At 47.8% G+C, this 23555-nt stretch carries 21 protein-coding genes and 1 tRNA gene; 13 read left to right on the forward strand and 9 right to left on the reverse strand.

All coding sequences use genetic code 11. The features are described 5' to 3' along the window. Positions 1-130 precede the first annotated feature (130 nt). Both radD and rplY read left to right on the forward strand, forming a co-directional pair. On the forward strand, positions 131-1885 hold the full coding sequence (gene radD, locus HA49_RS07460) for a DNA repair helicase RadD (protein WP_038021632.1): 1755 nt from the start codon (positions 131-133) through the stop codon (positions 1883-1885). Positions 1886-2023: 138 nt separating this feature from the next. Next, on the forward strand, positions 2024-2308 hold the full coding sequence (gene rplY, locus HA49_RS07465) for a 50S ribosomal protein L25 (protein WP_038021634.1): 285 nt from the start codon (positions 2024-2026) through the stop codon (positions 2306-2308). Positions 2309-2372: 64 nt separating this feature from the next. Here the strand turns inward: rplY and yejK are convergent, their stop codons facing one another. Continuing rightward, complete coding sequence (gene yejK, locus HA49_RS07470; RefSeq protein WP_038021636.1) at positions 2373-3377, reverse strand: nucleoid-associated protein YejK; 1005 nt, start codon at positions 3375-3377, stop codon at positions 2373-2375. 279 nt (positions 3378-3656) lie between these two features. Between yejK and HA49_RS07475 the strand changes: the two genes are divergently transcribed. The 3 genes from HA49_RS07475 to HA49_RS07485 all read left to right on the forward strand — a co-directional run bounded on the left by HA49_RS07475 (position 3657) and on the right by HA49_RS07485 (position 5812). After that, positions 3657-3884 (forward strand): YejL family protein, encoded by a 228-nt coding sequence (locus HA49_RS07475; RefSeq protein ID WP_038021639.1) that lies wholly within the window; start codon positions 3657-3659, stop codon positions 3882-3884. Positions 3885-3905: 21 nt separating this feature from the next. Then, positions 3906-5663 (forward strand): LPS biosynthesis-modulating metalloenzyme YejM, encoded by a 1758-nt coding sequence (gene yejM, locus HA49_RS07480; RefSeq protein WP_038021642.1) that lies wholly within the window; start codon positions 3906-3908, stop codon positions 5661-5663. Between the two features lie 72 nt (positions 5664-5735). Next, positions 5736-5812 (forward strand) — tRNA-Pro (locus HA49_RS07485). Positions 5813-6079: 267 nt separating this feature from the next. Here the strand turns inward: HA49_RS07485 and HA49_RS07490 are convergent. After that, the gene (locus HA49_RS07490) at positions 6080-7006 is read right to left on the reverse strand and encodes a LysR family transcriptional regulator (RefSeq protein WP_038021643.1); all 927 of its coding nucleotides are present in this window, start codon (positions 7004-7006) and stop codon (positions 6080-6082) included. A 155-nt stretch (positions 7007-7161) separates the two neighbouring features. Between HA49_RS07490 and HA49_RS07495 the strand changes: the two genes are divergently transcribed. Together HA49_RS07495 and HA49_RS07500 are read left to right on the forward strand one after the other, a co-directional pair. Beyond that, complete coding sequence (locus HA49_RS07495; protein ID WP_038021646.1) at positions 7162-8148, forward strand: aldo/keto reductase; 987 nt, start codon at positions 7162-7164, stop codon at positions 8146-8148. 238 nt (positions 8149-8386) lie between these two features. Further along, positions 8387-8629, forward strand: a complete 243-nt coding sequence (locus HA49_RS07500; protein ID WP_038022674.1) for a DinI family protein — start codon at positions 8387-8389, stop codon at positions 8627-8629. 31 nt (positions 8630-8660) lie between these two features. Here HA49_RS07500 and HA49_RS07505 read toward each other — a convergent pair whose 3' ends face one another. The 3 genes from HA49_RS07505 to HA49_RS07515 form a co-directional block, all read right to left on the reverse strand. Then, positions 8661-9383 carry a YoaK family protein gene (locus tag HA49_RS07505; protein WP_038021649.1) on the reverse strand — a complete coding sequence of 241 codons (723 nt, stop codon included), beginning with the start codon at positions 9381-9383 and terminating at the stop codon, positions 8661-8663. A gap of 69 nt (positions 9384-9452) precedes the next feature. After that, complete coding sequence (locus HA49_RS07510; RefSeq protein WP_038021651.1) at positions 9453-9866, reverse strand: DoxX family protein; 414 nt, start codon at positions 9864-9866, stop codon at positions 9453-9455. Between the two features lie 630 nt (positions 9867-10496). Beyond that, positions 10497-11393 carry a LysR family transcriptional regulator gene (locus tag HA49_RS07515; RefSeq protein ID WP_038021654.1) on the reverse strand — a complete coding sequence of 299 codons (897 nt, stop codon included), beginning with the start codon at positions 11391-11393 and terminating at the stop codon, positions 10497-10499. 182 nt (positions 11394-11575) lie between these two features. Between HA49_RS07515 and HA49_RS07520 the strand changes: the two genes are divergently transcribed. Beyond that, positions 11576-12295 (forward strand): GNAT family N-acetyltransferase, encoded by a 720-nt coding sequence (locus HA49_RS07520; RefSeq protein WP_038021656.1) that lies wholly within the window; start codon positions 11576-11578, stop codon positions 12293-12295. Between the two features lie 65 nt (positions 12296-12360). Continuing rightward, entirely contained in the window at positions 12361-13095 is a 735-nt protein-coding gene (locus HA49_RS07525; RefSeq protein WP_038021658.1) for a 4'-phosphopantetheinyl transferase family protein, read from the forward strand. A 7-nt stretch (positions 13096-13102) separates the two neighbouring features. Here HA49_RS07525 and alkB read toward each other — a convergent pair whose 3' ends face one another. Together alkB and apbE are read right to left on the reverse strand one after the other, a co-directional pair. Beyond that, on the reverse strand, positions 13103-13723 hold the full coding sequence (gene alkB, locus HA49_RS07530) for a DNA oxidative demethylase AlkB (protein WP_038021661.1): 621 nt from the start codon (positions 13721-13723) through the stop codon (positions 13103-13105). A 15-nt stretch (positions 13724-13738) separates the two neighbouring features. Further along, the gene (gene apbE / locus HA49_RS07535; protein WP_038021665.1) at positions 13739-14782 is read right to left on the reverse strand and encodes an FAD:protein FMN transferase ApbE; all 1044 of its coding nucleotides are present in this window, start codon (positions 14780-14782) and stop codon (positions 13739-13741) included. 191 nt (positions 14783-14973) lie between these two features. On the opposite strand from apbE, the gene HA49_RS07540 reads away from it, so the two are divergent. Then, entirely contained in the window at positions 14974-15144 is a 171-nt protein-coding gene (locus tag HA49_RS07540) for a hypothetical protein (RefSeq protein WP_156994573.1), read from the forward strand. A gap of 60 nt (positions 15145-15204) precedes the next feature. On the opposite strand, the gene ompC is transcribed toward HA49_RS07540, so the two are convergent. Beyond that, positions 15205-16323 carry a porin OmpC gene (gene ompC, locus HA49_RS07545; protein WP_038021670.1) on the reverse strand — a complete coding sequence of 373 codons (1119 nt, stop codon included), beginning with the start codon at positions 16321-16323 and terminating at the stop codon, positions 15205-15207. Positions 16324-17317: 994 nt separating this feature from the next. Between ompC and HA49_RS22000 the strand changes: the two genes are divergently transcribed. From HA49_RS22000 to rcsB, 3 genes are read left to right on the forward strand one after another with little or no spacing between them, the layout of a single operon-like run. Further along, positions 17318-17515: a hypothetical protein gene (locus tag HA49_RS22000; protein WP_342667031.1), complete on the forward strand. Its 198-nt coding sequence runs from the start codon at positions 17318-17320 to the stop codon at positions 17513-17515. 57 nt (positions 17516-17572) lie between these two features. Beyond that, positions 17573-19963 carry a phosphotransferase RcsD gene (gene rcsD, locus HA49_RS07555; RefSeq protein WP_342667035.1) on the forward strand — a complete coding sequence of 797 codons (2391 nt, stop codon included), beginning with the start codon at positions 17573-17575 and terminating at the stop codon, positions 19961-19963. A gap of 14 nt (positions 19964-19977) precedes the next feature. Further along, positions 19978-20625 carry a response regulator transcription factor RcsB gene (gene rcsB, locus HA49_RS07560; RefSeq protein WP_038021674.1) on the forward strand — a complete coding sequence of 216 codons (648 nt, stop codon included), beginning with the start codon at positions 19978-19980 and terminating at the stop codon, positions 20623-20625. Positions 20626-20674: 49 nt separating this feature from the next. Here the strand turns inward: rcsB and rcsC are convergent, their stop codons facing one another. Next, on the reverse strand, positions 20675-23521 hold the full coding sequence (rcsC, locus tag HA49_RS07565) for a two-component system sensor histidine kinase RcsC (RefSeq protein ID WP_038021677.1): 2847 nt from the start codon (positions 23519-23521) through the stop codon (positions 20675-20677). Positions 23522-23555 lie beyond the last annotated feature (34 nt).

Here is a 23555-nt window from a genome sequence, read left to right on the forward strand (position 1 = left end):
CTGTTGCAGCGAAGGGAAAATACAATGGCACTTATCGCCATTTTCGTTCTGTCATTATAACGTGAACCTAAGCTGGCTGTCAGTGGTGATATGTCATCCGATGCGATACTCCTTACAAAAGTGATGTTTTATGTCTTTTACTTTACGCCCTTATCAGCAGGAAGCGGTGGATGCCGCCATTCGTTATTTCCGTCAGCATCCGCAACCGGCAGTGATTGTGTTACCTACCGGGGCCGGCAAAAGTCTGGTTATCGCTGAACTGGCTCGTAAAGCCCGGGGCAGAGTTCTGGTGCTGGCGCATGTGAAAGAGCTGGTGGCCCAGAATCATGCCAAATTTCAGGCCCTGGGCCTGTCGGCGGACATTTTTTCTGCCGGATTGAAGCAAAAACAGAGCCAGGAAAAAGTCGTTTTTGGCAGCGTGCAATCTGTCGCACGGAACCTTGATGCATTTGATGCTGAATTTTCACTGGTCATTGTCGATGAATGCCACCGTATCGCCGACGATGATGACAGCCAGTATCAGACCATTTTCAGTTATCTGCGCCAGCGGCGCCCTGACCTAAAATTGCTGGGTCTGACAGCGACCCCTTTTCGGCTGGGAAAAGGCTGGATTTATCATTTTCACTATCACGGCATAGTACGGGGTGACGAGCAGGCGATGTTTCATGAATGTATTTATGAACTGCCCTTACGCTATATGATTAAACAGGGTTATCTGGTGGAACCTCAGCGCGTGGATATGCCGGTAGTGCATTATGACTTTTCAGCACTGTTCGATGGTCAACAAGGATTGTTTTCAGAGCGGGAACTGGATAAACAGCTTCGTCAGCAGCGCAGAGTCACTCCGGCGATTATACAGCAGATTATTGAACTGTCTGAACAACGGCTCGGGGTCATGATTTTTGCGGCCACCGTGATGCATGCCCGGGAAATTCTGGGATTGTTACCCCCGAAAAGTGCGCTGATCAGTGGTGAGACCCCGGCAAAAGAGCGTGACGAAACTCTTACGGCATTTAAACAACAACAGATCAAATATCTGGTCAATGTGTCTGTTCTGACGACCGGTTTTGATGCTCCGCATGTGGATGTGATAGCGATTCTTCGCCCGACCGAATCAGTGAGTTTGTATCAACAGATTGTCGGTCGCGGATTGCGTCTGTCGGCAGGGAAGAAGGATTGCCTGATTCTAGACTATGCGGGAAATCCCCACGATCTGTACAGTCCGGAAATTGGTAGCCCCAAAGGGGCCAGTGATAATCAGCCCGTACAGGTGTTTTGCCCTGCCTGCGGATTTGCCAATACTTTCTGGGGAAAGATGACGGCCGACGGGACCATCAGCGAACATTTCGGACGCCGATGCCAGGGAATGATTGAGCCTCCTGACGAGCCACGACAGCAATGTGATTTCAGGTTTCGTTTTAAATCCTGTCCGCAGTGTAATGCGGAAAATGATATTGCTGCCAGAGTCTGTCATCACTGTCAGTGTGTGCTGGCAGACCCTGACGATATGCTCAGGGCCGCACTGAAACTAAAGGATGCTCTGGTGTTACGCTGTGCCGGAATGACCCTGCAACCAGGTCAGGATAATCGCGGGGAATGGCTGAAAGTGACCTATTATGACGAAGATGGCAGTGATGTCAGCGAACAGTTTCGCCTGAAAACCGCCGCACAACGTCATATTTTTGAACTCCTCTTTATCCGCCATCATCATAAAGCGCCAGGCACCCCGTTACGCTGGCAGAATGCGGCGGATTTGGCCGGTTGCGATGAACTATTCCGTCATCCCGACTTTATTGTTGCCCGTAAGAAAGGTCATTTCTGGCAAATCCGCCATAAAGTGTTTGATTATCAGGGGCGTTACCGTAAGGCCAATCAGCTTCGTTAAGCCCTTGTGGCCCGAATTTATTTGCCCGCTGCCAGGGAAGCGGCTATAATGCCGCGCACTTTTACATTCGGTAAAAGTACATTGGGATAACCTTCTGTTGCTGGGTCGCCTGTAGCAGAATTAAAATGAGAAATTAAGATGTTCACTATTAATGCAGAAGTACGTAAAGAGCAGGGTAAGGGTGCGAGCCGCCGCCTGCGCACAGCTAACAAATTTCCAGCCATTATTTACGGCGGAAACGAAGCAGCTGTAGCTATCGAACTGGATCATGACGCTGTTATCAACATGCAGATCAATCCTGAGTTCTACTCAGAAGTTCTGACTGTGGTAGTTGACGGTAAAGAAACCAAAGTCAAAGTTCAGGCTGTTCAGCGTCACCCGTTCAAGCCAAAACTGGCACACATCGACTTCGTTCGCGCTTAATTGCACAGCCAGTCAAAAAACGCCGCATAATGCGGCGTTTTTTTTATCGCTGAAGTTTCAACCGTTATTTACCTGAAGTACGGCGTTGTAACTGATCTCTCAGATTAGGCGGCGTGCCTTTTATCGTCAGCGTATCTGTGGCCGGATCCCAGAAAATTCGCTCGCCCAGCAGCATTGCATCAAAATTAAGTGTCAGTCCCCCGCCGCTGCCGGCAAATTTAGTTAGCTGACGCAAAGTCCCGCGATCTGCAGGAAAACTTTCCTCCAGCGAATAATCCTGCTGCCGGGTGAAATCTTCAAAACTTTTTTCCCCCAGCGACGGCAGTTCACCGGATAATTCCTGTACGGTTATCTCCTCGCCAGCCTGCAACTGCTGGTTGCAGTAGGTGTAGACCTGCTGACGATAATCCTGGCGTTCCTTTTTATCCAGACTCGCTTCATCACAGTAGTCATCAACAGCCTGTAACAGACTGCGATTCTGAGCCTTAGTATCCAGTCCTACCCCTGCTCCCAGGAAGTCCATAAAGAAATCAGCCACTTTACGCCCCACCCGACCGCGCAGGAACGTCAGATAGCGTGAAGATTCCGGCCGGGTATCCCATTCAGTAAGATCGATTCTGGCCACAATATCTGCATGATTAATATCCAGATAGTGGGTAGTACTAATATCCAGACTCTCATTGACCCGCATGCTACTCTGGCTATTCAGTACAGAGATCAGCAGATATTCGGTGGCCAGATAACGATAGCGAGCGAATAATACCACCCCGCCATCGGCAAACGGATATTTCGCCAGCTCATCACGCAGGCGGCCCGTAGCTGCGCGGCTGAAAGCCAAAAAGTCCTGATTTCCGTTGCGGCACTCGCGCAGTGATTCAGCAAGTTCACTGTCTTCGTTAAACAGGCCGTAAGCTTTATTTTTAGCGCTGTAAACACGGTGTAATTCTTCCAGCATCTCAGCGACGGCTTCCGTTGCGCTCAGCAGTGAATCGCGCAGTACCAGCTCAAGCTGGTCTTCACCCCGTTTAATCAACTGGTGTACGACAATCTGGTCAATATCCAGACTCATGGCAGACTCTCCTTCTCAATCAGATGCGTATTCAACCATTGCCCCGCCCGTCTTTCAATGCAAATCGCTGGTACAACACCACAGACTCTCTCTGACCAGGAGCGTACAGGCAGTAAAACAGCATGAATGCGAAAAAAAGTGAAAAAACAGCAGTAATACGTTACAACAGAGGTTAACAAAAATGCCTGAGTGCTTAAGATAAACAAGCAATAAAATTGCAGAAAAAAAACGGCGTTTGCAGTAGAATGTCCGCCTTTTACGACTTAGTTAACTGATAATATGCCTCAATCATCCCGATATAGTGACGAACGCGTGGAACAGATCCTCGCAGAACTGGCAGAAGTGCTGGAAAAAAACCAGGCTCCGACCGACCTCTCCCTGATGGTGTTAGGTAACATGGTCACCAACCTGATCAACTCCAGTGTTTCTCCCGCACAGCGCCATACACTGGCTCGTTCCTTCGCGGAAGCCCTGCAGGCTTCTGTCCGCGAAGATCATGCACATTAATAATGATATGATCTGATCACTATGGTAAACAACCAGCAGCGCTACAGGGAAAAAGTCTCCCAGATGATAAGCTGGGGCCACTGGTTCGCCCTGTTTAATATCTTTTTTGCGCTTATTCTTGGCAGCCGTTATCTGCTGGTCACTGACTGGCCTGCCTCACTGGCGGGCAGAATTTATGCTTACTGTAGCTGGATCGGTCATTTCAGTTTTATTGTATTTGCCGTCTATTTGCTGATTATCTTCCCGCTAACCTTTATCGTGATGTCGCAGCGATTGTTGCGGGCACTGTCAGCGATTCTGGCCACCAGCGGTCTGACACTGCTGCTGGTAGACAGCGAAGTGTTTGACCGTTTTCATCTCCACCTGAATCCGGTGGTCTGGGATCTGGTCGTCAACCCACAACAAAGTGAGATGACACGCGACTGGCAATTAATGTTTATTGCAGTCCCGTTGATGTTTCTTGTCGAGATACTCCTGGCAACCTGGAGCTGGCAGAAACTGCGGAGCCTTAACCGCCGAAGTTTCGGCAAACCACTGGCCGTGTTGTTTATCGTCGCCTTCTGTTCCAGTCATCTGATGTATATCTGGGCGGACGCTAATTTCTATCGCCCCATTACCATGCAGAAGGCCAATCTGCCATTGTCGTATCCGATGACCGCCCGACGGTTCCTGGAGAAACATGGTTTACTGGACCCGGAAGAATATCAACGCCGGTTGATTCAGCAAGGTGATCCGGATGCCGTGTCGGTAGCTTACCCACTGAGCGATATCAGTTTTGAAAAAAATGCCACCCATCACAATCTGTTGCTGATTACTGTCAACGGCATTAATGAATCGTCTGTAGCTAAAAACTTTCCAATTCTGAGTCAGTTTGCCAGCCAGAATGTGCGCTTTATGCACCATTACAGTTCCGGTCAGAACAACGAAAACGGCTTGTTCGGTCTGTTTTATGGAATTTCATCCAGCTATATGGATGGAATTCTGGCCAGCCGGACACCTTCGGCGTTGTTAAGTGCTCTGAATACTCAGGGATATCAGTTTGGTTTATTCTCTTCAGAAGGGTTTAACCAGCCATTATATCGCCAGGCACTGTTGGCCGATTATTCTCTGCCACCTGCCAAAAAGCAAAATGATCAACAGACCGTGGCGCAATGGCAGGACTGGCTACAGCAGCAGCAGGGGGCGACTGCCCCCTGGTTCTCCTGGGTTTCTCTGGACGGAGTCGATGCCAGCGGTAAGACCCCTGCTGCCCGCCAGCAAAATTACGACCGCACCGCTGGCGATACCGACCAGCAAATTGGTCAGATTCTCTCTGTCCTGCAGCAACAGGGAAAACTGGACAATACAGTCGTGATAATCACAGCACGCCGTGGTGTGGCATTAAGCGGAGATGATAATAGTGATGGAAACCGCCAGCGGTTACAGGTACCGTTAGTCGTACACTGGCCATCTACCCCTGCACAGTCGGTAGAAAATCTCACCGAGCACCAGGATATTATGACCACGCTGATGCAGCGTCTGCTGCACGTCACTACAGCGCCAGAAAATTACTCCCAGGGCGAGGATTTGTTTAGCCCGCAACAACGGCATCACTGGGTCACCGCCAGCGATAACAATAACCGTCTGATCATCACTACTCCGGATTCTACGTTGGTACTGGATAATGACGGGAATTACACCACTTACAATGCCGAGGGTCAGCGACTGCGCAACCAAAGACCGGAGCTGGGCTTGCTGTTACAGGTCCTGACGGAAGAAAAACGTTTTATCGCAAACTGATTATTTATGAGTCAGTTAGCGCTTGCAGATATTGCAATCTGCAAAATTATACGTACTATGTGAGTCCAGCGTCGGCACGTAGCGCAGCCTGGTAGCGCACTGTCATGGGGTGTCAGGGGTCGGAGGTTCAAATCCTCTCGTGCCGACCAAATAATCCCTTAAAAAGCAGCCTGTTATGGCTGCTTTTTTATTGCCTTCGATTTTAAAATGGTAAAAGTAACCGTCACGGACGGAGAAATCTTGACGGGTTCAACCCCCGTCATACCTTACTGATTAGAGTGTAGTGAAGCTTAGTTACGCAGGAGCCAGTCTGACTCTTTATCCAGTCCGCGCAAAAATTATCAAACTGAAACTAACCACATGACAGTCAGAGGTAACTATTTCAGGTTCATCCTCACCACCTAAACAAAGCCAGTCTAATTGTGACGAGGTGTCCCGGGGAGCGCTAACAATCCATTATTTTTACGTATTATATTAATCAGCCCGCGCAAAGCAGGGTGTACATACCGACGATGGCTGTAATACATATTGAACGGTTCCCCCAGAGAAAAATATGCAGGCATTACATTCATCAGAGAACCATTTGCAAGCTCGGCATGAACACGAGACTCCAGCACATACGCAAGACCAATCCCCCGGACTGCAGCATCAATGGTCGTAGCAGTATCTTTTATCGTGATAGTTCCCGGGACGTTGATACTGAAATCGCCTTCAGGAGAATCAAACTCCCAACGAAAACTTGCATTGTTTCCAAGTAATAATTGCAGGCAATTATGTTCTGACAATTCAGCCGGACAGTCGGGAACACCGTATTGTTTGATATATTCAGGAGAACCCACAACTATCCAGCGTTGTGCACCTGTCAATGCAACGGCTACCATGTCTTCAGGTACCAAATGACCGTAACGCATGCCTGCATCAAATCCTCCGGCAGTAATATCGACTGGTCGGTCTTCAACAACAACTGTCAATTTGACTTCCGGCCACTCTGAAGCAAACTCTTTCAAAGCCGGGGCAATTAATTGTGTTGAAGCATCTGCAAAGACGTTCAGACGCAATACGCCCGATCGTCCCCGGCCTGGCGCATCTACAGTATCCAGAGCCAATGAAATAGCATCAAATCCCGTAGCTAACTTTTCGGCAAACTCCAGCCCGAGGCCTGTAGCTGAAACCGACCTACTGGTCCTGTTCAACAGTCTGGCACCCAGCCTGGTTTCTACTCTGCGAATTGCGTGGCTTACCGCCGATGACGACAATCCAAGCTCGATAGAGGCTTGTTTAAAGCTTCTGCAACGTAGAACGACCAGAAAAACCTGAAGATCAGCAAAATCAATACGTTCCATACCAATGATGAATCCTGTTAATTGCTTCAATGAATTCTATTAACCTTTTAGCACGCGATCTTGCTCTTGGTAAACGTTATTGTTATCGACAACATAACTGCGGATTTAGGTCAATCAGCACGTAATCATATTCCTGACATCACAAGGACTCTCTAATGAAAAGCAGAATATTGGGTAAAACAGGGCGAAGCGTATCTGAAATCGGATTTGGTGCCTGGGCTATCGGAGGAACCTGGGGAAACGTCAGCCTGGAGGATGCTAAGGGCGCGTTAAACGCAGCGTTGGACGCAGGTATGACCTTCATTGATACTGCCGACGGATATGGGGATGGGCGTTCAGAAAAAATTATAGCCCAGGTTCTGAATGAACGCGGCGGCGAACGGCCTTATGTCGCCACCAAAATTGGTCGTCGTTTATCCCCTCATGTGGCCTCTGGATATACCGAAAAGAATCTCAATGATTTCGTCGACCGCTCCAGGGATAATTTGCAGTCCGAAACTCTTGATCTGGTCCAGTTGCACTGCCCTCCGAGCGAAATTTACTATGATCCTGATGTTTTTGCAGTCATGGATGAGATGATCAATGCAGGAAAAATTCACAGCTACGGTGTTTCTGTAGAAAAAGTTGAAGAAGGACTGAAAGCGTTGGAGTACCCCAATGTTTCGTCTGTTCAGTTAATTTATAATATTTTTCGACAGCGCCCGGCAGAGCTTCTGCTTAAAGAAGCCAGACGCAGAAATGTCGGTGTCATTGCCCGCGTGCCGCTGGCTTCCGGTTTACTAACCGGAAAAATGAAGGCCGATACTATCTTCCCTGCGGATGATCACCGTTCGTTCAACCGTAACGGCGAGCAATTCGATAAAGGTGAAACCTTTGCAGGTGTTCCGTTTGAGGTGGCTCTTGATGCGGTAGAAGATATTCGTCGTCTTTTACCCCAAGATTTAATGATGGCTGAGTTTGCATTACGCTGGATATTAATGAATGAAAACGTATCGGTAATCATTCCCGGGTCAAAGAATAGAACTCAGTCTCAGGCTAACGCTAAGGCCAGTACGATCGGCGCTCTTTCGAAAGAAACCATGCAGGCGTTGGAAAATATTTATCAGGAAAAAATTTCTCCGTGGGTTCACCAGCGCTGGTAATGAAAAGGATAAAAGGCTGGAGAGTATTCCGATAAACCTTTCCATTTAGTATTAAACGGCTGACCTTTGACGAGAATGGCTGAATAGCATAAAAATTGTTCTTTCAGCCATTGTCGGTAGCGACTGATTCAAATGAGTTAGCAAATAATAATTTTCTCTGCCACATAAAAAATTGCTGCATATTGTCAGGCTAACTGCTAAATTACTGGTTATACATCCAGTTATGAGTGCAGCAATTATGTTTGTAGAATTAGTGTACGATAAACGCAATGTCGCTGGTCTGGAAAATGCCAGAGAGATCATCCTGGAAGAACTGACCCGCCGGGTACACCATATTTTCCCGGAGGCTGAAGTCAGGGTAAAGCCCATGCAAAACAATGGGCTGAATAGCGATGCCAGCAAAAGTGATCGTGAAAAACTCAACCGTTTGCTCGAAGAGATGTTCGATGAATCAGATATGTGGCTGGTGAGTGAATTTTAAGGGTTTCCGCCGGTTGTCCGGCGGGAACTCTTCAGACAGGACCGGGCGCTGACTGCGAGCGCATATAGCGGATTTCCCACACCGCGACAACCGCAATCAACAGAATCGGCAACAGTGTACTAAAGAAGCCCGCCACGATGTAAGCCACTGCTCCTGCCCCTGCCCCAATTGTAAATCCAGCCACCGATGTCGATGATTTTACCAGTTTCGCACGGTTTTCCGGACCAGGGTTTTTAATCAACGACATTATATCAATGGTCAACTGAGTTACATTTCCCGTCATCATGGTGCTTGGGCTGGTCGAAGCCAGTAACAGACGACTGGTGGCGTTTCGTATCCCCATGGCCATCACCCCCAACATACCCGTAATCAGCACATGGATATCGCCGGCATCGGTAAACGGCTGAGACAGTAACCCTGCGAGGGCAAATAATGCCAGTAACAGAATCTCAGCACCAAATAAGCTGGCCAGTAAACCGGCACTCAATGTTTTTCTGGACTGAATAATCAGGGTAGTCACTGCCACCACCAACATAAATACCGGAATTGCCACTAATTTAGCCAGAATACCGTCACTGTTACCAGCCAGGGAGGCTCCGGCCACCACGAGGTTGCCGGTCACATGAGCTGTGAACAGACCAAACAGCGTAATAAAACTGATAGTATCAATTGCTCCTCCGGAGGCTGCCAGCAATACCGGTTCACGATGATGGCGCCAGCGTTTTTCGAGCTGCAACAGATTTGTCGGCTGCATTGTCTCTCTCCCGTTATTTTAGGTAAAAAAAACCGGGAATACCCCGGTTTTTTATCTCAGACCTGTAAATTATTTACGGTCAATTGAATATTTACCTGGTCCGGTCAGCGCCAGCGCCAGGAAGCCACCCGCAATACTGATATTTTTGTAGAAGTTAATCATCGCACCGTATTGTTCCATACCTGTCATGTGCCAGTACTGATGCCCCAACAAACCGGTCGCAACGGTATAAATAGCCAGGATAATCGCCAGCGGACGGGTATAAAAGCCGAGGATAATCAGAATACCAAATCCCAGTTCTACCACTACTGCAATCACTGCAGCCACAGAGGGTAATGGAGCACCGACAGACGCCATATAGCCGATGGTTCCTTCAAATCCGGTCAGTTTCTGCCAGCCAAATAACACAAACAGAATCATTAACAGTACACGAGTCAACAGCAGCAGACCATTACGATATTTTTCTAATGACAGATATTGCATTTTATCACCTCACCTTTTAAAGCGCTTATCCCCCGACTTTCCGATCTGGAAAGTGTATTTATAAGCAAAAATTTTTAAATTCCCGAAAGTTATCACTTGTCGCCAGTCTCAGATTGTCCGGCGACTTTCACTACCCTCAATGATGTGTCCCGAAAACGAGCCCACCAAAATACTGCATTGAACTTAGCCCGATATAGTTTACGTTCCCTGATTCAACCGCACTTCGCCGACATCATAACCTTACCTGTAACTTCACCGGAAGCAGCTGCCTTTACGGCTGACCCGACTGCCTGCGGAATGAAGACATCATACATCAACCATACTGAACATCAATATTCTGAAATATTACTTATTATCTCAATCAGATTGACAATTATCGTAAAAAATCAGTGCTTATCTTAGAAAAGTTAGGAAGAAATTATAAAAAGGCCAGTGAAGAATAGAATATAAATCACATGTATTTCATAGTGATATAAAAAACACCGTCAAATAACCAGGGTTTTCGGCCTGAAAATAAGATAAAAGGCCTGGCCTGAAATATCATTCAGTTTTTTTGTCTATGATAAGCAAAATTTTGGCTGAAGTCAGGCTGACTGGTTCGACAGGCTATCGCCTGCCGTGATGTAGCGTTCAGCCCTTGCGTACAGGCTCAGAAGAGATATGTTCACTAATAAATGACAGCAGAGCGCGAATCACCGGGCTGTGCTGGCGATGCTGAGGATACATGGCGTTCAGCGTGAGTCCCGGTGGTGTGTAATCAGCCAGTACCGGCATGAGACGCCCTGCCTGTATCGCCTCTTCCACAATAAAACGGGGCAGCAGAGCCAGTCCCAGACCAGCTTCTGCAGATTCCCTGAGGACTTCACCATTGTTGCTGGATACCGGTCCCTTCACCGGAAACAACTGGTTTTTCCCCTGAACCGGTAAATTCCAGCCATGCAGACCTTCTTTTCCGTACAACAAACAACGATGGCTGGCTAATTCACCCGGATCTGAGGGGAGTCCAGCCAGTTGAAGATATTCCGGGCTACCACAGATAACCATGGGCAAAACACCCAGCTTGCGGGCGATCAGGCTGGAGTCGGCCAAAACCCCGATTCTGAGCGCCATATCAAATCCCTCCCCCACTAAATCAACGAACCGGTCATTAATCTCAATGTTCAGGTTGACTGCCGGATTCTGATGCTGAAAGCGGGAAAGCAACGGCGCAATATGTTTCAGTCCGTAGGTATGGGGCAGGCTAATCCTGAAGCTGCCCACCAGCTGGCTCTGGCGCAACGAAATAGCTTCTTCAGCCTGCCTGACTTCATCAAGGATACGGCTGGCATGCTGAAAAAAAACCTGTCCGACATCAGTAACCGATAACCGCCGGGTATTTCGTACCAGCAACTGAGCGGACAGTCCGGTTTCCAGTGCCGCCACCCGGCGACTGACAAACTGTTTTGACAACATCAAACGCTCCGCCGCACTGGTAAAGCTGCCGGTGTTTACAATGGTGACAAATATGCGCATATCATCAAGAGTCATTAACTATTAGATCCTGTCTGACGGTTTTGGCTTCTGTAAGCGTCAGTTTACCATCCCTTCAGGAGTGATGAGCAGATAGCTCCCGGTTTTTTCCGCAGATGTTCGCTGGTATTCTACTCATATCATCTGCTACTGATATGGTATGGTGAGTATTCTAACCTCCAGAGACAAGGCAATCACTGATGACTGACAGAATCAATCAGTACGGACAACCGGTTGGACAGACAATGGATAACTGGCAGCCAAGGCCATTGCCTTCCCCGGTGACTTTAGCAGGTCAGTATTGCCAACTACAGCCACTGGATGCGGACCGACATACACAAGAGTTATATCAGGCTTTTCACTGTTTGGATGACAGCAACAGTCTGTGGACTTACCTGGCTGCGGGCCCTTTTGATTCTTTCGAACCATTTCAACAATTTATTGCTACTGCGGCCCGTAGTCAGGATCCTCTGCATTTTGCGGTAACAGAGAACAAAACAGGTAAAGCTATCGGTTCTCTGTCTCTGATGAGGGCAGATGCCGGTAACGGCGTGGTAGAAGTGGGACATGTGATGTTCTCCCCGCGACTACAGCGTACCCCCCTTTCCACTGAAGCTCAGTTTTTGCTGATGAAGCATGTCTTTGAAACGCTGGGTTATCGGCGCTATGAATGGAAATGCGATCATCTTAATGCCCCTTCCCGTAAAGCAGCCTCACGTCTGGGATTCAGTTTTGAAGGTATTTTCCGCCAGGCTGTGGTTTACAAAGGCCGTAGCAGGGACACTGCATGGTATTCGATCATCGACAGTGAATGGCAAAGATTGTCGCGGGCACTTAACTCCTGGCTGGCAACCCATAATTTTGATTCTCAGGGACGGCAGCGCTATCCGTTAAGTCATTTCCAGTCTGCTGTACTATAATCCAGGCGCCGGTGCAGGGAGCGCCGGTCCTTTCCGCTCCCCTGAAGCTGACAATACATCCAGTCATGACAATATCATCTGCCGAATTTCCGGCGTTTGTAAGCCATCCTTTAGCTCCGCCTGCAGGTAAGTTTATTACCCGGGCAGCTCTGACATCCTCTGCCCCGTTCATCGCCTGTGCAACTTTTGATATCCAGGCCTTTACTCCGGATTTGTTTGCTGAACTTAGGATCCCCTGCCCGCCAGCGATTCAGCGTGCGGCACGCAAACGTCAGGCGGAGTATCTCGCCAGTCGCTGGCTGGTCCGGGAAATTGCGGCATTATGCGGCGTGGCTGAATTTATCCTGACCAACGATGCCGATCGAGCCCCCTGTTGGCCTTCCGCATTTACTGCATCTCTTTCGCATACTGCCGGACTGGTCTTTGCACTTGCCGATACCGAAAAAAGGGCCGTGGGTATTGATGTTGAACACTGGATGAATCAGGAATTGGCCGAAGAAACCAGTAACATTCTAATGGATGATGCTGAAAAACAGCTGCTCAGTTCGCTCTCTCTGCCCCTGGCACAGGCCACCACATTGTTATTTTCCCTGAAAGAAAGTTTATATAAGGCTCTGTGGCCGGAGGTCCGACATTATATTGATTTTCTGCAGGTACGTTTACTGGCTCTTGATGAACAGCAACAAACAGCTACCCTACAACTTGACGAGACACTCTCAACACGTTATCCGCGGAGTAGGTGCTTTCAGGCCCGCTTTGCCCTGACCAGACAGTGTGTTTTTACCTGGATCAATCAGTGACCCGCCGTCAGCCGGCACAACGAAACGTCATATTATAGCGAAACTCTTCCGTCAAAGGATGCCAGCCCGGCTTCAGGGGCTGAATCCCGTGAAACCGCAACCGTGACCTACCGCCCCAAACGACCACATCACCGTGTTCCAGCATCACTTTGGTGGTGGGATCGCTGCGTTCAAAACCACCAAACAGAAACACGGCCGGTAACCCAAGTGACACGGACACTATGGGCTGACGTAAATCCTTTTCATCTTTATCCTGATGTAATGAGAGTTTACTGCCGACAGCGTAACGGTTCATCAGGCAGGAGTCAGGCAGAAAACTTTTGAACCCCGCGCTGGCCGCTGTGTGGACAGCATAATCACGTAATGCTTCCGGAAGCTGCGGCCTGGGCGACCCTGCATTGTCCTGTGATAAACTGGCGGCCCAGCCATGGGCCCCGCAATGGGTCATGGCAACAGACATTCGGAAGCCTCCCGGAGTGATCCGATGCTGAAACGGCTGCTGTCCGGCAACCGCCAGTATCTGGCTAAACAGCCATTGATCATCTTCTTTTGCGTAACGCCGCAGGATCACCGCATCTTCTGCCAGCGTCTCCTGCCACGGCGCTTCACCTTCAAACAGGTCCAGCATCATGTCCTCTGCAGATTATTTCTCTTCGGATACCAAAAAGGTTTTAAATAATGGTGAAGCCCAGGTTTCAAATTTATCACCCTCACGGCTAATCAAAAATACAGCCAGATGCTGTTTCAGGGCCAGTGCTTTGGCTTTTTCGGTTCCCAGAACCATCAGACCTGTATCCCAGCCATCAGCCTCACCGGCCGTGGTGGCAATAACTGTGGCTGAGGCCAGTTTATGCTCTATCGGCCTGCCGGTCGATGGATCGATAATATGCGAGATCCTGTGCCCATCCAGTTCGTAATAGTTGCGGTAATTTCCGGAAGTACTGATGCCATGCCCCTGTAGATTGACCACTGCCTGCGCCACATTTTCCAGGTCAGTCGGTTTCTCGATGGCTACACGCCAAGGGTTGCCCTGAGCATTATGACCTCTGGAGAGCAAAGCTCCCCCGACAGAAACCAGGTAATTAGTGATACCCTGAGACTCCATGAGTCTTGCCAGATGATCTGTTGCATACCCCTCTCCCATAGTGGAAAGATCTACATACAACCCCGGCAGATCTTTCTGTAATGCCTGTCCTTTAAACGTCTGGATCACTTTGAGGTGTTGCAGTCCGGTCAACGCCTTTGCCTGATCGATCTGTGCCTGTGTCGGAGTATGCTGCGGCGCTTTTGTCGGACCAAAGCCCCAAAGATTAACTAACGGTCCGACTGTGATATCCATCGCTCCCCCCGTTTTGGCGCCAATACGCAGTGCCATTGTCACAATATCTGCCATAGCCTCACTGACCGGCCATGGCTCAGATCCCTGATACTGATTAAACCTGGACAAAGCCGAGTCAGACTTCCATGTAGACAACTCCTGATCATCATGATCCAGTTGCTGCTGGATGAGTTTCTGTAACTGATCACGGCGGGATGCAGGCACATCTGCAACCGATACCCGCCAGACTGTTCCCATGGTCTTACCGGCCATAATCAAGTTCTGCTCTATGGAAGATCCTGAATTATCGCATCCGGCTAAGACAAGGATTAAACAGAGCAACAGACTCCTGCAGGAAAAAACGTTCATGAAATTTGCTTCCCGGAATAAATATAAACAGCTTGCCGTAAACCCACCGGCCATAACAGCGCAGGGGCGCACCAAAAAGAGGCGCTATGTTAACAAAAGGCGGGTGGATGTACCGTGAATATCCGTGCTATTGGCTGGCACATATTTTGCACCGAATATTACGCAAGATTAACATTTGGCGAGGTGCAAAGATGAAAAAAATTTCCTCTGTCCGGCAACAGGCAAAACTACTGTGGACACAATGGTTATCGTTTGCGGTATTTACCCAGGCAGGATCCGCACTGGAAGGTAGCCATCAGCAATTGTATGCAGATGCGGCGGAAAATTTTAATCGCTATGGAGTCGAAAAACGCAGGATGTAAACGTGGAACTTAACAGCGTAAAAGACGGGGAATGGGCTCTATCCATTCCCCGTTATTATATCAGAACTGGTACACCAGGCCTGTAGCCACGATGTTATCAGTATTTATGCCAGCATCGTCAGTGAACTGGTTGTCTTTAAGCAGGTTAATCTGGTAATCCACGTAAGTGGACATATTTTTGTTGAAGTAGTAAGTGGCACCCACATCAACATATTTTTTCAGGTTCTGAGAGCCATATCCCTGAACACTGGTACCGCGCGAAGAAACAAATGCCAGTGACGGACGCAGACCAAAGTCAAACTGATACTGAGCGACTAATTCCCAGTTATCCGCTTTATCCGCATAACCATAAGCGGTTGAATCACTGCTGCCAAAACGGGTGGCGTTATAAGACCGGGTGTACATGGCGGCCAGGTAGATATTATTCGCGTCATATTTCAGACCACCGGTGTAAGCCTGAGCTTTATCACCCTGACCCAGGATATGGTTACCACCTGAAGTATAGTTGTTCTGCTGGTTAGTACGATCAGAGGAGAACATAGCACCACCCAGCGAGAAGCCCTGACCGAGATCATAGGTCGCGCTCATCCCCCAACCGTCGCCGTTCTGTCCTAATACATCACGACCGTTGGCACTTTCACTGGAGCTGCCATTTTTACCCTGGTACTGAACAGCAATATTCAGGCCGTTGATCAGCCCCCAGAAGTCAGTATTACGATAGGTGAGTAATCCGCTGGAACGCTGGAACATAAAGTTATCAGCGCCGTAGGTATCACCCCCGAACTCAGGCAGTACGTCTGTCCAGCCAGCAATATCATACAGAACGCCGTAGTTACGGCCGTAATCTAAAGAACCATCATTATCAAATTTCAGACCGGCAAAACCAACACGAGTATAAGTGTCTGCGCTACCATCAGATTCCGCGTTGTTCAGTGCAACCTGATATTCCCATTCACCGTAACCGGTGAGTTGGTCGCTGATCTGAGTTTCACCTTTAAAACCAAAACGTAAGTACGACTGGTCGCCATCTGAACCATCGTCGCTTGAAAAATAGTGCAAACCGTCAACTTTACCGAAGAGATCTAATTTGTTGCCATCTTTGTTATATATTTCAGCAGCACTGGCAGAACCTGCAACGAGCAGTGCAGGAACCATCAGTGAAAGAACGCTAAGTTTCATGTTATTACCCTCGAATGAGACCCGTAACGTCAGACGTCGACTCAGGAAAATAGTATAAAAAAGTAAAGTTACTGCTTTCTACGTCATGTTATTTCAGAGCGAGAAATAATCTATCGTCGAAATGATACTAAAAGAGCTAATCTGCTTCAATTTATTTCAGATTAATTTCAAAATGTAAATGCCGCGGAACTTTCTCGACTCCAGGTTCTTTTTTAATGAGCACTAAAGGTTAAATCAACCAAAAGTTTATTTATGAAAAGAATTGCGCACTATTTGTCAAAAAAGTAAAATGTTCCCAACAATGCCTGAATGTTAAAAATTACAGCACTGAATGATAAATTAAATTGCTAAGACAGGAATATAATTCGTCTTGCTATCATCATTTATTTTATTATTACCTTCATTCACCCCGAATGAGTATTGCTTTAATTATTCCCTACCGGACTTCGTGTCCGGTTTTTTTTGCCTGATAACTGGCACCTCCCCGTACGGCTCTGAACTCAATGAATTCTGACTATGCCATCGCCCAGTCATCAGAGGTTTATTATTTATTGGTGAAAATATCACAGGGCGAAATTACCCGTGAAGGCAGATTTTAAATATTTGCTGACAGCCTCTGAACAGGCATACAGTTTATCGGCAGAAGATGTCCTAAATATGGCGGTGTTTTTTTCGGTATTTTCTGATAACAATATCCAAAAAAACTTCAGTGTTCGGATTTTATTATGCGGAAAAAAACGATGCGCCGACTGGTCAGATTTCACCCACTGGCAAAGAAATATCGGGGCTTATTTCAGCCGTCAGCTTTACTTCCAGTGTTATTGAGGATATTTTTAGCCATGGTTAACGCTAATCGTTCCGGGCCTGCTTATACCGCCTCCGGTCTGGTATTTGTAAAGTAACGAAGTCGCTGTCTGAGATGTCCTGCTGACTGCCACTGTCAACCGCCCGCCTTCTGTGTGAAATGTCATCTTATCTCAGGTCCAGTATCTTTATGCCCGGAAAAAAAATCGCCCTGCTGCCGAACCAGTTATTTAAATCAATGATATTTATCAGCGTGATTGTTGTCGCTATTATGCTGGGTATCATCTATGACAGCCTGGGCGTCCAGTTACGTCATCAGCAGGCTCTGCTGGAAAGCTTTGCCCGGGAAGCTCAGTTACGGATTGATAATTACCGGTTTGCCACCTAGCAAATCTATGAGGCACAAAACTCTGCGGCCGACAGTGAGAATGATGATAACGCCACAATCCAGGAAACCCGGTTACGCCCGGATATTTATGCACCCGATGAAGATAAACAAAAAACAGAAGCGCTGATTTTTGGTTCTCACGACAGCAATACACTGACAGGGGCACGCAAGGCATCTGATTTTCTTGATACCCTGTGGGCATTAAAGAAAAGCACCTGGTCTATGTATTATCTGAATGGCCAGGACAACAGCTTAACGATGATTTCTACCCTGCCATTAAAGGATATGATTAGCCGCTATAATGGTGAAAGTATTACCGGACAGGTATCGGCCCGCAGAGCCGAAATGCTGCAACAGGCAAATATGCTGGATGAGCGAGAGAGTTTTTCTGCGCTGCGACACATGCCTGACAGCAGTGATTACTACTTCACTATCAGAACCACCTTTAATCAGCCAGGCCATCTGGCGACCGTGGTGGCGTTTGATTTGCCAGTGAAGGATATGTTGAGCACTGAACTTGATGCTTCCCGCTTAGTATTTCACAGTACCGAGAATTCATCCGGTAACTCAGACAGCAGTAGTGGTTCAGACCGGGTCAATCTGGCCTCCGCTTCAGTCGATTTGGCATCTTCTCTGAGCGGCGCTCCGCTGGTCGTCACCTATAACCTGTCATTAATCACTCTGCTCGCCGCCACATTGCACCATTTTTCTTTCTCATTAAGCCTGTGTCTGTTGCTGCTGATACTCTCCCTTACGGCCAGCGTATTATTGCGGAATGCTCCAGCACCGGCAGAGAAATCTGCTGACCCGGAAGTTGATCTGTTACGCAGAATGAATAAAGAGATGGTAGAAAGTCTGCCGTTGGGTTTCCTTATCTATGATTTTAATACACACAGGGAAGTCGTCAGCAATGAGACAGCATCACAGTTAATCCCACATCTCAATCTGCAAAAAATCGTTACCCTGTCTGACAATGTTCAGGGCATGTTGCAGGTGACTATCAATAATGAAGTCTACGAGGTCAGGCACCAACAGAGTCAGTGTTCGCCTCAATATTGCTTCTTTATGATCCGTAATCAGGACCGTGAGATACTGGTCAATAAGAAGCTGCAAAATGCCCAGCGAATTCTGGATAAGAATCATGAGATGCGCCGCCAACTACTCGACAATATTGGTAATGCATTTCGCGAACCACTTCAGCATTTGTCGCAACAAATTCAGCAGGTGCAGTCTTCTCTGCCCCCCTCCGTCTGGCAATCGCTGATTGATTCCGGAGAACATTTAGTCAGGCTGACCGATAATACTATTCTGCTGAACCAGCTGGAAAATCATCAATGGTCACCTGATTTGCAACCCTTCCTGCTTCAGCAACTACTGGATGACATTGTCATGGAGATTCTGCCGGCGATGAACCAGCGTGGTCTGGAGATCATTGTCAATAATTTGCGCCCGGCGGATGAAGTCAGGGTTGGTGACCGGGAGATCTTACGCAAAATTCTGCTTACATTGCTCTGGTATTCCTTCGGAACCACCCGTTGGGGCAAAATTTCTGTCCGAATCAGCGCAAGCCCGGAACATACTGATCGACTATTGATAAATATTGTAGATACTGGTCAGGGTCTGAATAAGAATGAGCTGGCAAATGCCGATTTTCCTTTCAGTGGAGAAGTCAGTACGCTGAACGATGAAAAATCCAACAGCATGGATTTGTTTTTTTGTCGTCAGTTTTGCCAGAATCTGAACGGACGGCTGGATATTATCTCTAAGCCAGATATCGGTACTCATTTTAGTGTATTGATATCTCTTCCCGTTGAGCAGCCAACCATTCTCAGAGAAGAGAAGATACTGGACGGAATAACAGTATTGGTTGATGTGGTGGTTGATGATATCTATAAAATTGTCAGCCGGCAGTTGGAGTTCTGGGGAGCCAAGTGCCTGATTGCCGACGACAGGGTACCGGGTCAGGACTTCGATTTTCTGGTGACCGATGTACCTGCAAGGCTGTCAGGATGGGCACTGCTGATCACCGGTTCAGAACCTGGCTACTCAGCAATCACCTCACAGCAATACAGGGTGAATTACAATCTGAACCAGGCAATGTTGGAAGCATTGCTAACGCTGATTGAAAAACAAATGACCAAGGACGAGATGGAGGATGCTCCTGAAAAAGAAAGGGAACAATTACTCAGTGAACCCGAGTATTTTCAGATATTTAAGGATACTGTGCCCGATGATGTCAACAAATTATATCTTGAGCTTGATAATAAAGATTATGCTGCGCTCGCCCTGACTGCTCACCGCCTGAAAGGTGTTTTTGCTATGCTGGGTCTGGAAGATGGCAAAACACAGTGTGAACAGTTGGAGCGTCTTATTAAAGAGCGTGACGATTTAAACATTAAAAATACTACCAGTGATATTGAACACTACGTCCAAACACTGTTGCAGTAAGGTAGCCAAAAACAATGGATAACTTAAACGTAATTATTGCCGATGATCACCCGATTGTTTTGTTCGGGATCCGTAAATCTCTGGAGCAACTGGAGTGGGTGAATGTGGTCGGTGAATTTGAAGATTCGACTACCCTTATCAATAGCCTGTCTAAACTTGAAGCCAATGTACTGATTACCGACCTGTCAATGCCGGGAGATAAATACGGCGATGGGATCACTCTGATCAAGTACATCAAACGCCACTACCCTGACCTGGCCATTATTGTTCTGACCATGAACAATAATCCGGCAATTCTCAGTTCAGTACTGGATCTGGATATTGAAGGTATTGTACTGAAACAAGGTGCACCGACTGATTTGCCTAAAGCCCTGGCTGCACTGCAAAAGGGTAAAAAATATACCCCGGAATCTGTGGCAAAGTTGCTGGAAAAAATCAGTGCAGGGGGTTACGGAGACAAACGACTGTCACCCAAAGAGAGTGAAGTATTACGGTTATTTGCCGAGGGATTTCTGGTCACCGAAATCGCCCGTAAACTTAACCGCAGTATCAAAACCATCAGCAGCCAGAAAAAATCAGCCATGATGAAACTGGGTGTCGATAACGATATCGCATTGCTGAACTATCTTTCTTCTGTCAGCGCGACGCTGCCGAAAGACTGATAAGCGAGTAAGCCCCCTGCCCTGACGGCAGGCGGGCTATTTTCTCCGCTCAGACAAGCGTTGACCGCGCGGCCCTGACCTGGTCAGCGTACCCGGTAAGAAGGGTTTTTAGTTCCTGCAAGGTCACAGGCTTCGATAAACAGTCATCCATACCCGCCTGTAAACAGCGCTGCTTCTCGTCGGCTAATGCATTCGCGGTAACCCCGATAATGGGCCGCCGGAACTCCATCTCCCGTAACGTCTGAGTCAGGCAATAACCATCCATATTCGGCATATTCACATCGCTGAGCACAATATCAGCCTCAATACGCTTCAGTACATTCAGAGCATCTACGCCATCCTGAGCCGTTTTTACCTGATACCCCAAAGTATGCAACTGACCGGACAATAGCATCCGGTTTATCGGGTGATCATCGACTACCAGAATCAGGATATCTTCATTGCTGACCCCGGTTGTACTGCCTGATAACTGCTCAGTCAACAGTTTCACTTCACTGAACGGCCGGAAAATACGTTTCAACAGTTCAGGGATTTCATGTGGCATTGATGTTGGAATCACCCAAACCCCTGGCTTAACCTCTCCGGGAAAGTCAGTATATTCACTGCTAAAACAGATCCGGGCTTTGCAGACTTCATTTCCTCCCCTGTCGCAATCCGTGAGAATAATGTCATCTGCCGTCAGTTGTTGCGGATTGGTCAGGATTATCATCGACCAGGCCTGCAACTGCCGTTGCAGATATTCAGCAAAGGTACTATTTTTCAGCATCAGCAATACCCTTTTGCCGGCAAGATCGTCATCAGTCGCCGTCCATACTCCCTGATAAACCGGAATCCGTACTATAAACTGGCTACCCATACCTGGCTCTGATTCCACTTCAATATCACCGTCCATCATATTGATCAGTTTTTCACAGATAGCCAGACCCAGGCCGGTTCCCTGAAAATTCCTTTGTACACCCGTGCCAACCTGGAAGAACGGATCAAACAAGCGTAAAACATCGCGTGTCGGAATACCTACTCCGGTATCACGAACACGGAATGCCAGGTACCCCTGTTGTTGATATATATGCAGAATAATACAGCCGGTATGGGTAAATTTAATCGCATTACTTAGCAGGTTAGAAACTACCTGTTGTAATCGCATGGCATCACCGTACAGTGAAGACGGGACATCATGCTCTATCAGGCAATACAGCGTCAGTCGTTTTTTAACCACCAGTGACAAATAGTTGGAGATGATATGACCGACCATTTCATGTGGCGAGAACGCCCCAGGCTCAATTTTTAACTGCTCAGATTCAATTTTAGAAAAGTCGAGAATATCATTAATTATTTTCAGCAGAAGATCAGAAGAGTTAGTCATAGCACTGACCAGCGCTTCAGAGCTTTTGGGCATTTCACGGGTTTTCAGCAAATCCAGGTTGCCGATAATTCCGTACAATGGAGTACGCAACTCGTGGCTGACGGTCGCCAGGAACATCGATTTAGACTGACTGGCCTGTTCCGCAGAATCCGCCATCTCCTGCAACGACTGCTCCATCTTTATCCTGGCACTGACATCGACCAAAACACAGATAGCCACGTTTTCATTTCGATAACGGCTGTGCACAAAGCTGATTTGCAGATTGGTATTTGAACCGGTGAGAACATCCACAAAGTTCACCTGCTGCCCGCCAATGATTTCTGTCAGCCGTTGTTTATCCTCTGTGGTCAGTAACGTCAGATAATTGTGGGCCAGTTCATTGCTCAGTATGTTGCTACCATCGCTGGTACGCAAAATGCAAATCCCGACCGGAGCCGAAGCGACAATTTTTCGGTTAAACTGCTCATGTTCTTCCAGCCGGACTGCATTATCTTCTGCCGGTAATAACATGCGGCGTTCAAAGATCATAGCCAGCGCGATGAGTATTAATGCGCTGAAAATGTTCAGTAAAATCGCATTGATGATCATCAGCTTCATCTGATTAAACAACAGCCCGGTGGGCAGAGAATAGATGATGCTGAACGGGCTGGGCGCGAGTGATTGCTTTAGCACCAGTTGCTGATAACCGTCCAGATACCCAAACCATTGTTTGTCATCCGGTAAATTATCAAACATATGGCTGGTGACTGTTCTGTCAGTCGAGAGCATCAGTTGATCGTCATCATCGATAATCGATGTGGTAACCGCTGCTCCGCCAGGTGTCACCAGTTCATCTAACCGCAGGTTCTGTTCAAAGCTCAGTAACGCCACCGGCTGGTTACCGGTATAGACCGGCATCATCATGTAAAATGCCCCCACTCCGGGCTGATTACCCGGCTCAATCCAGTACACCGGATTACGTTGTTCGGCAGGGCTGCTATTGTGAAAACGCAGTACATTTTCCTGAAGAGAATTGGTACTGGTATCCTGATTGACTTCACTGGTACTGAATGAAAAAGTCGCCAGGCAATTACTGCCACTGTTCAGCAGGAAAATCCGACTCATTTCGTAAGAAGAGACATACTGACTTTCCCAGTAATGCAGAAAACCGCCTAACGTATTTAGTGTAGCCCTCCAGTCAGCGTTGATCGCTGTGCAGTCATCGTCGCTAAATAAGGGTGAAAACTGGGGTGAGAAGTTTTTGTTACCACTGCTCAGGGTAAATGTAGTGTCATCATCCGGCGTTTTATTCAGTTGCCCTTCAGTGATGTATTTCAGTTCACGCATCGCCTCATTGGTATGGGCGATAAACCATCCGGCCTGATTATAGTTCCCGGACAACTGCTCCCGGATATCTGACTCTTTTTCGTGCAGAACATTCAGCAGATAGAACGCACTCAGCAGCCCCCCAAGTAACCAGAGTAACAGTGCCAGAATACGAAACAGATAACGGGAAACCCGTAGTGTGGTGCGAAAAGAGACAAGGTATTTCAATGGGAACTCACTGCAATAGGCCGACGCAAATGAA

The organism is Tatumella morbirosei (assembly GCF_000757425.2).
Lineage (GTDB): Bacteria > Pseudomonadota > Gammaproteobacteria > Enterobacterales > Enterobacteriaceae > Tatumella > Tatumella morbirosei.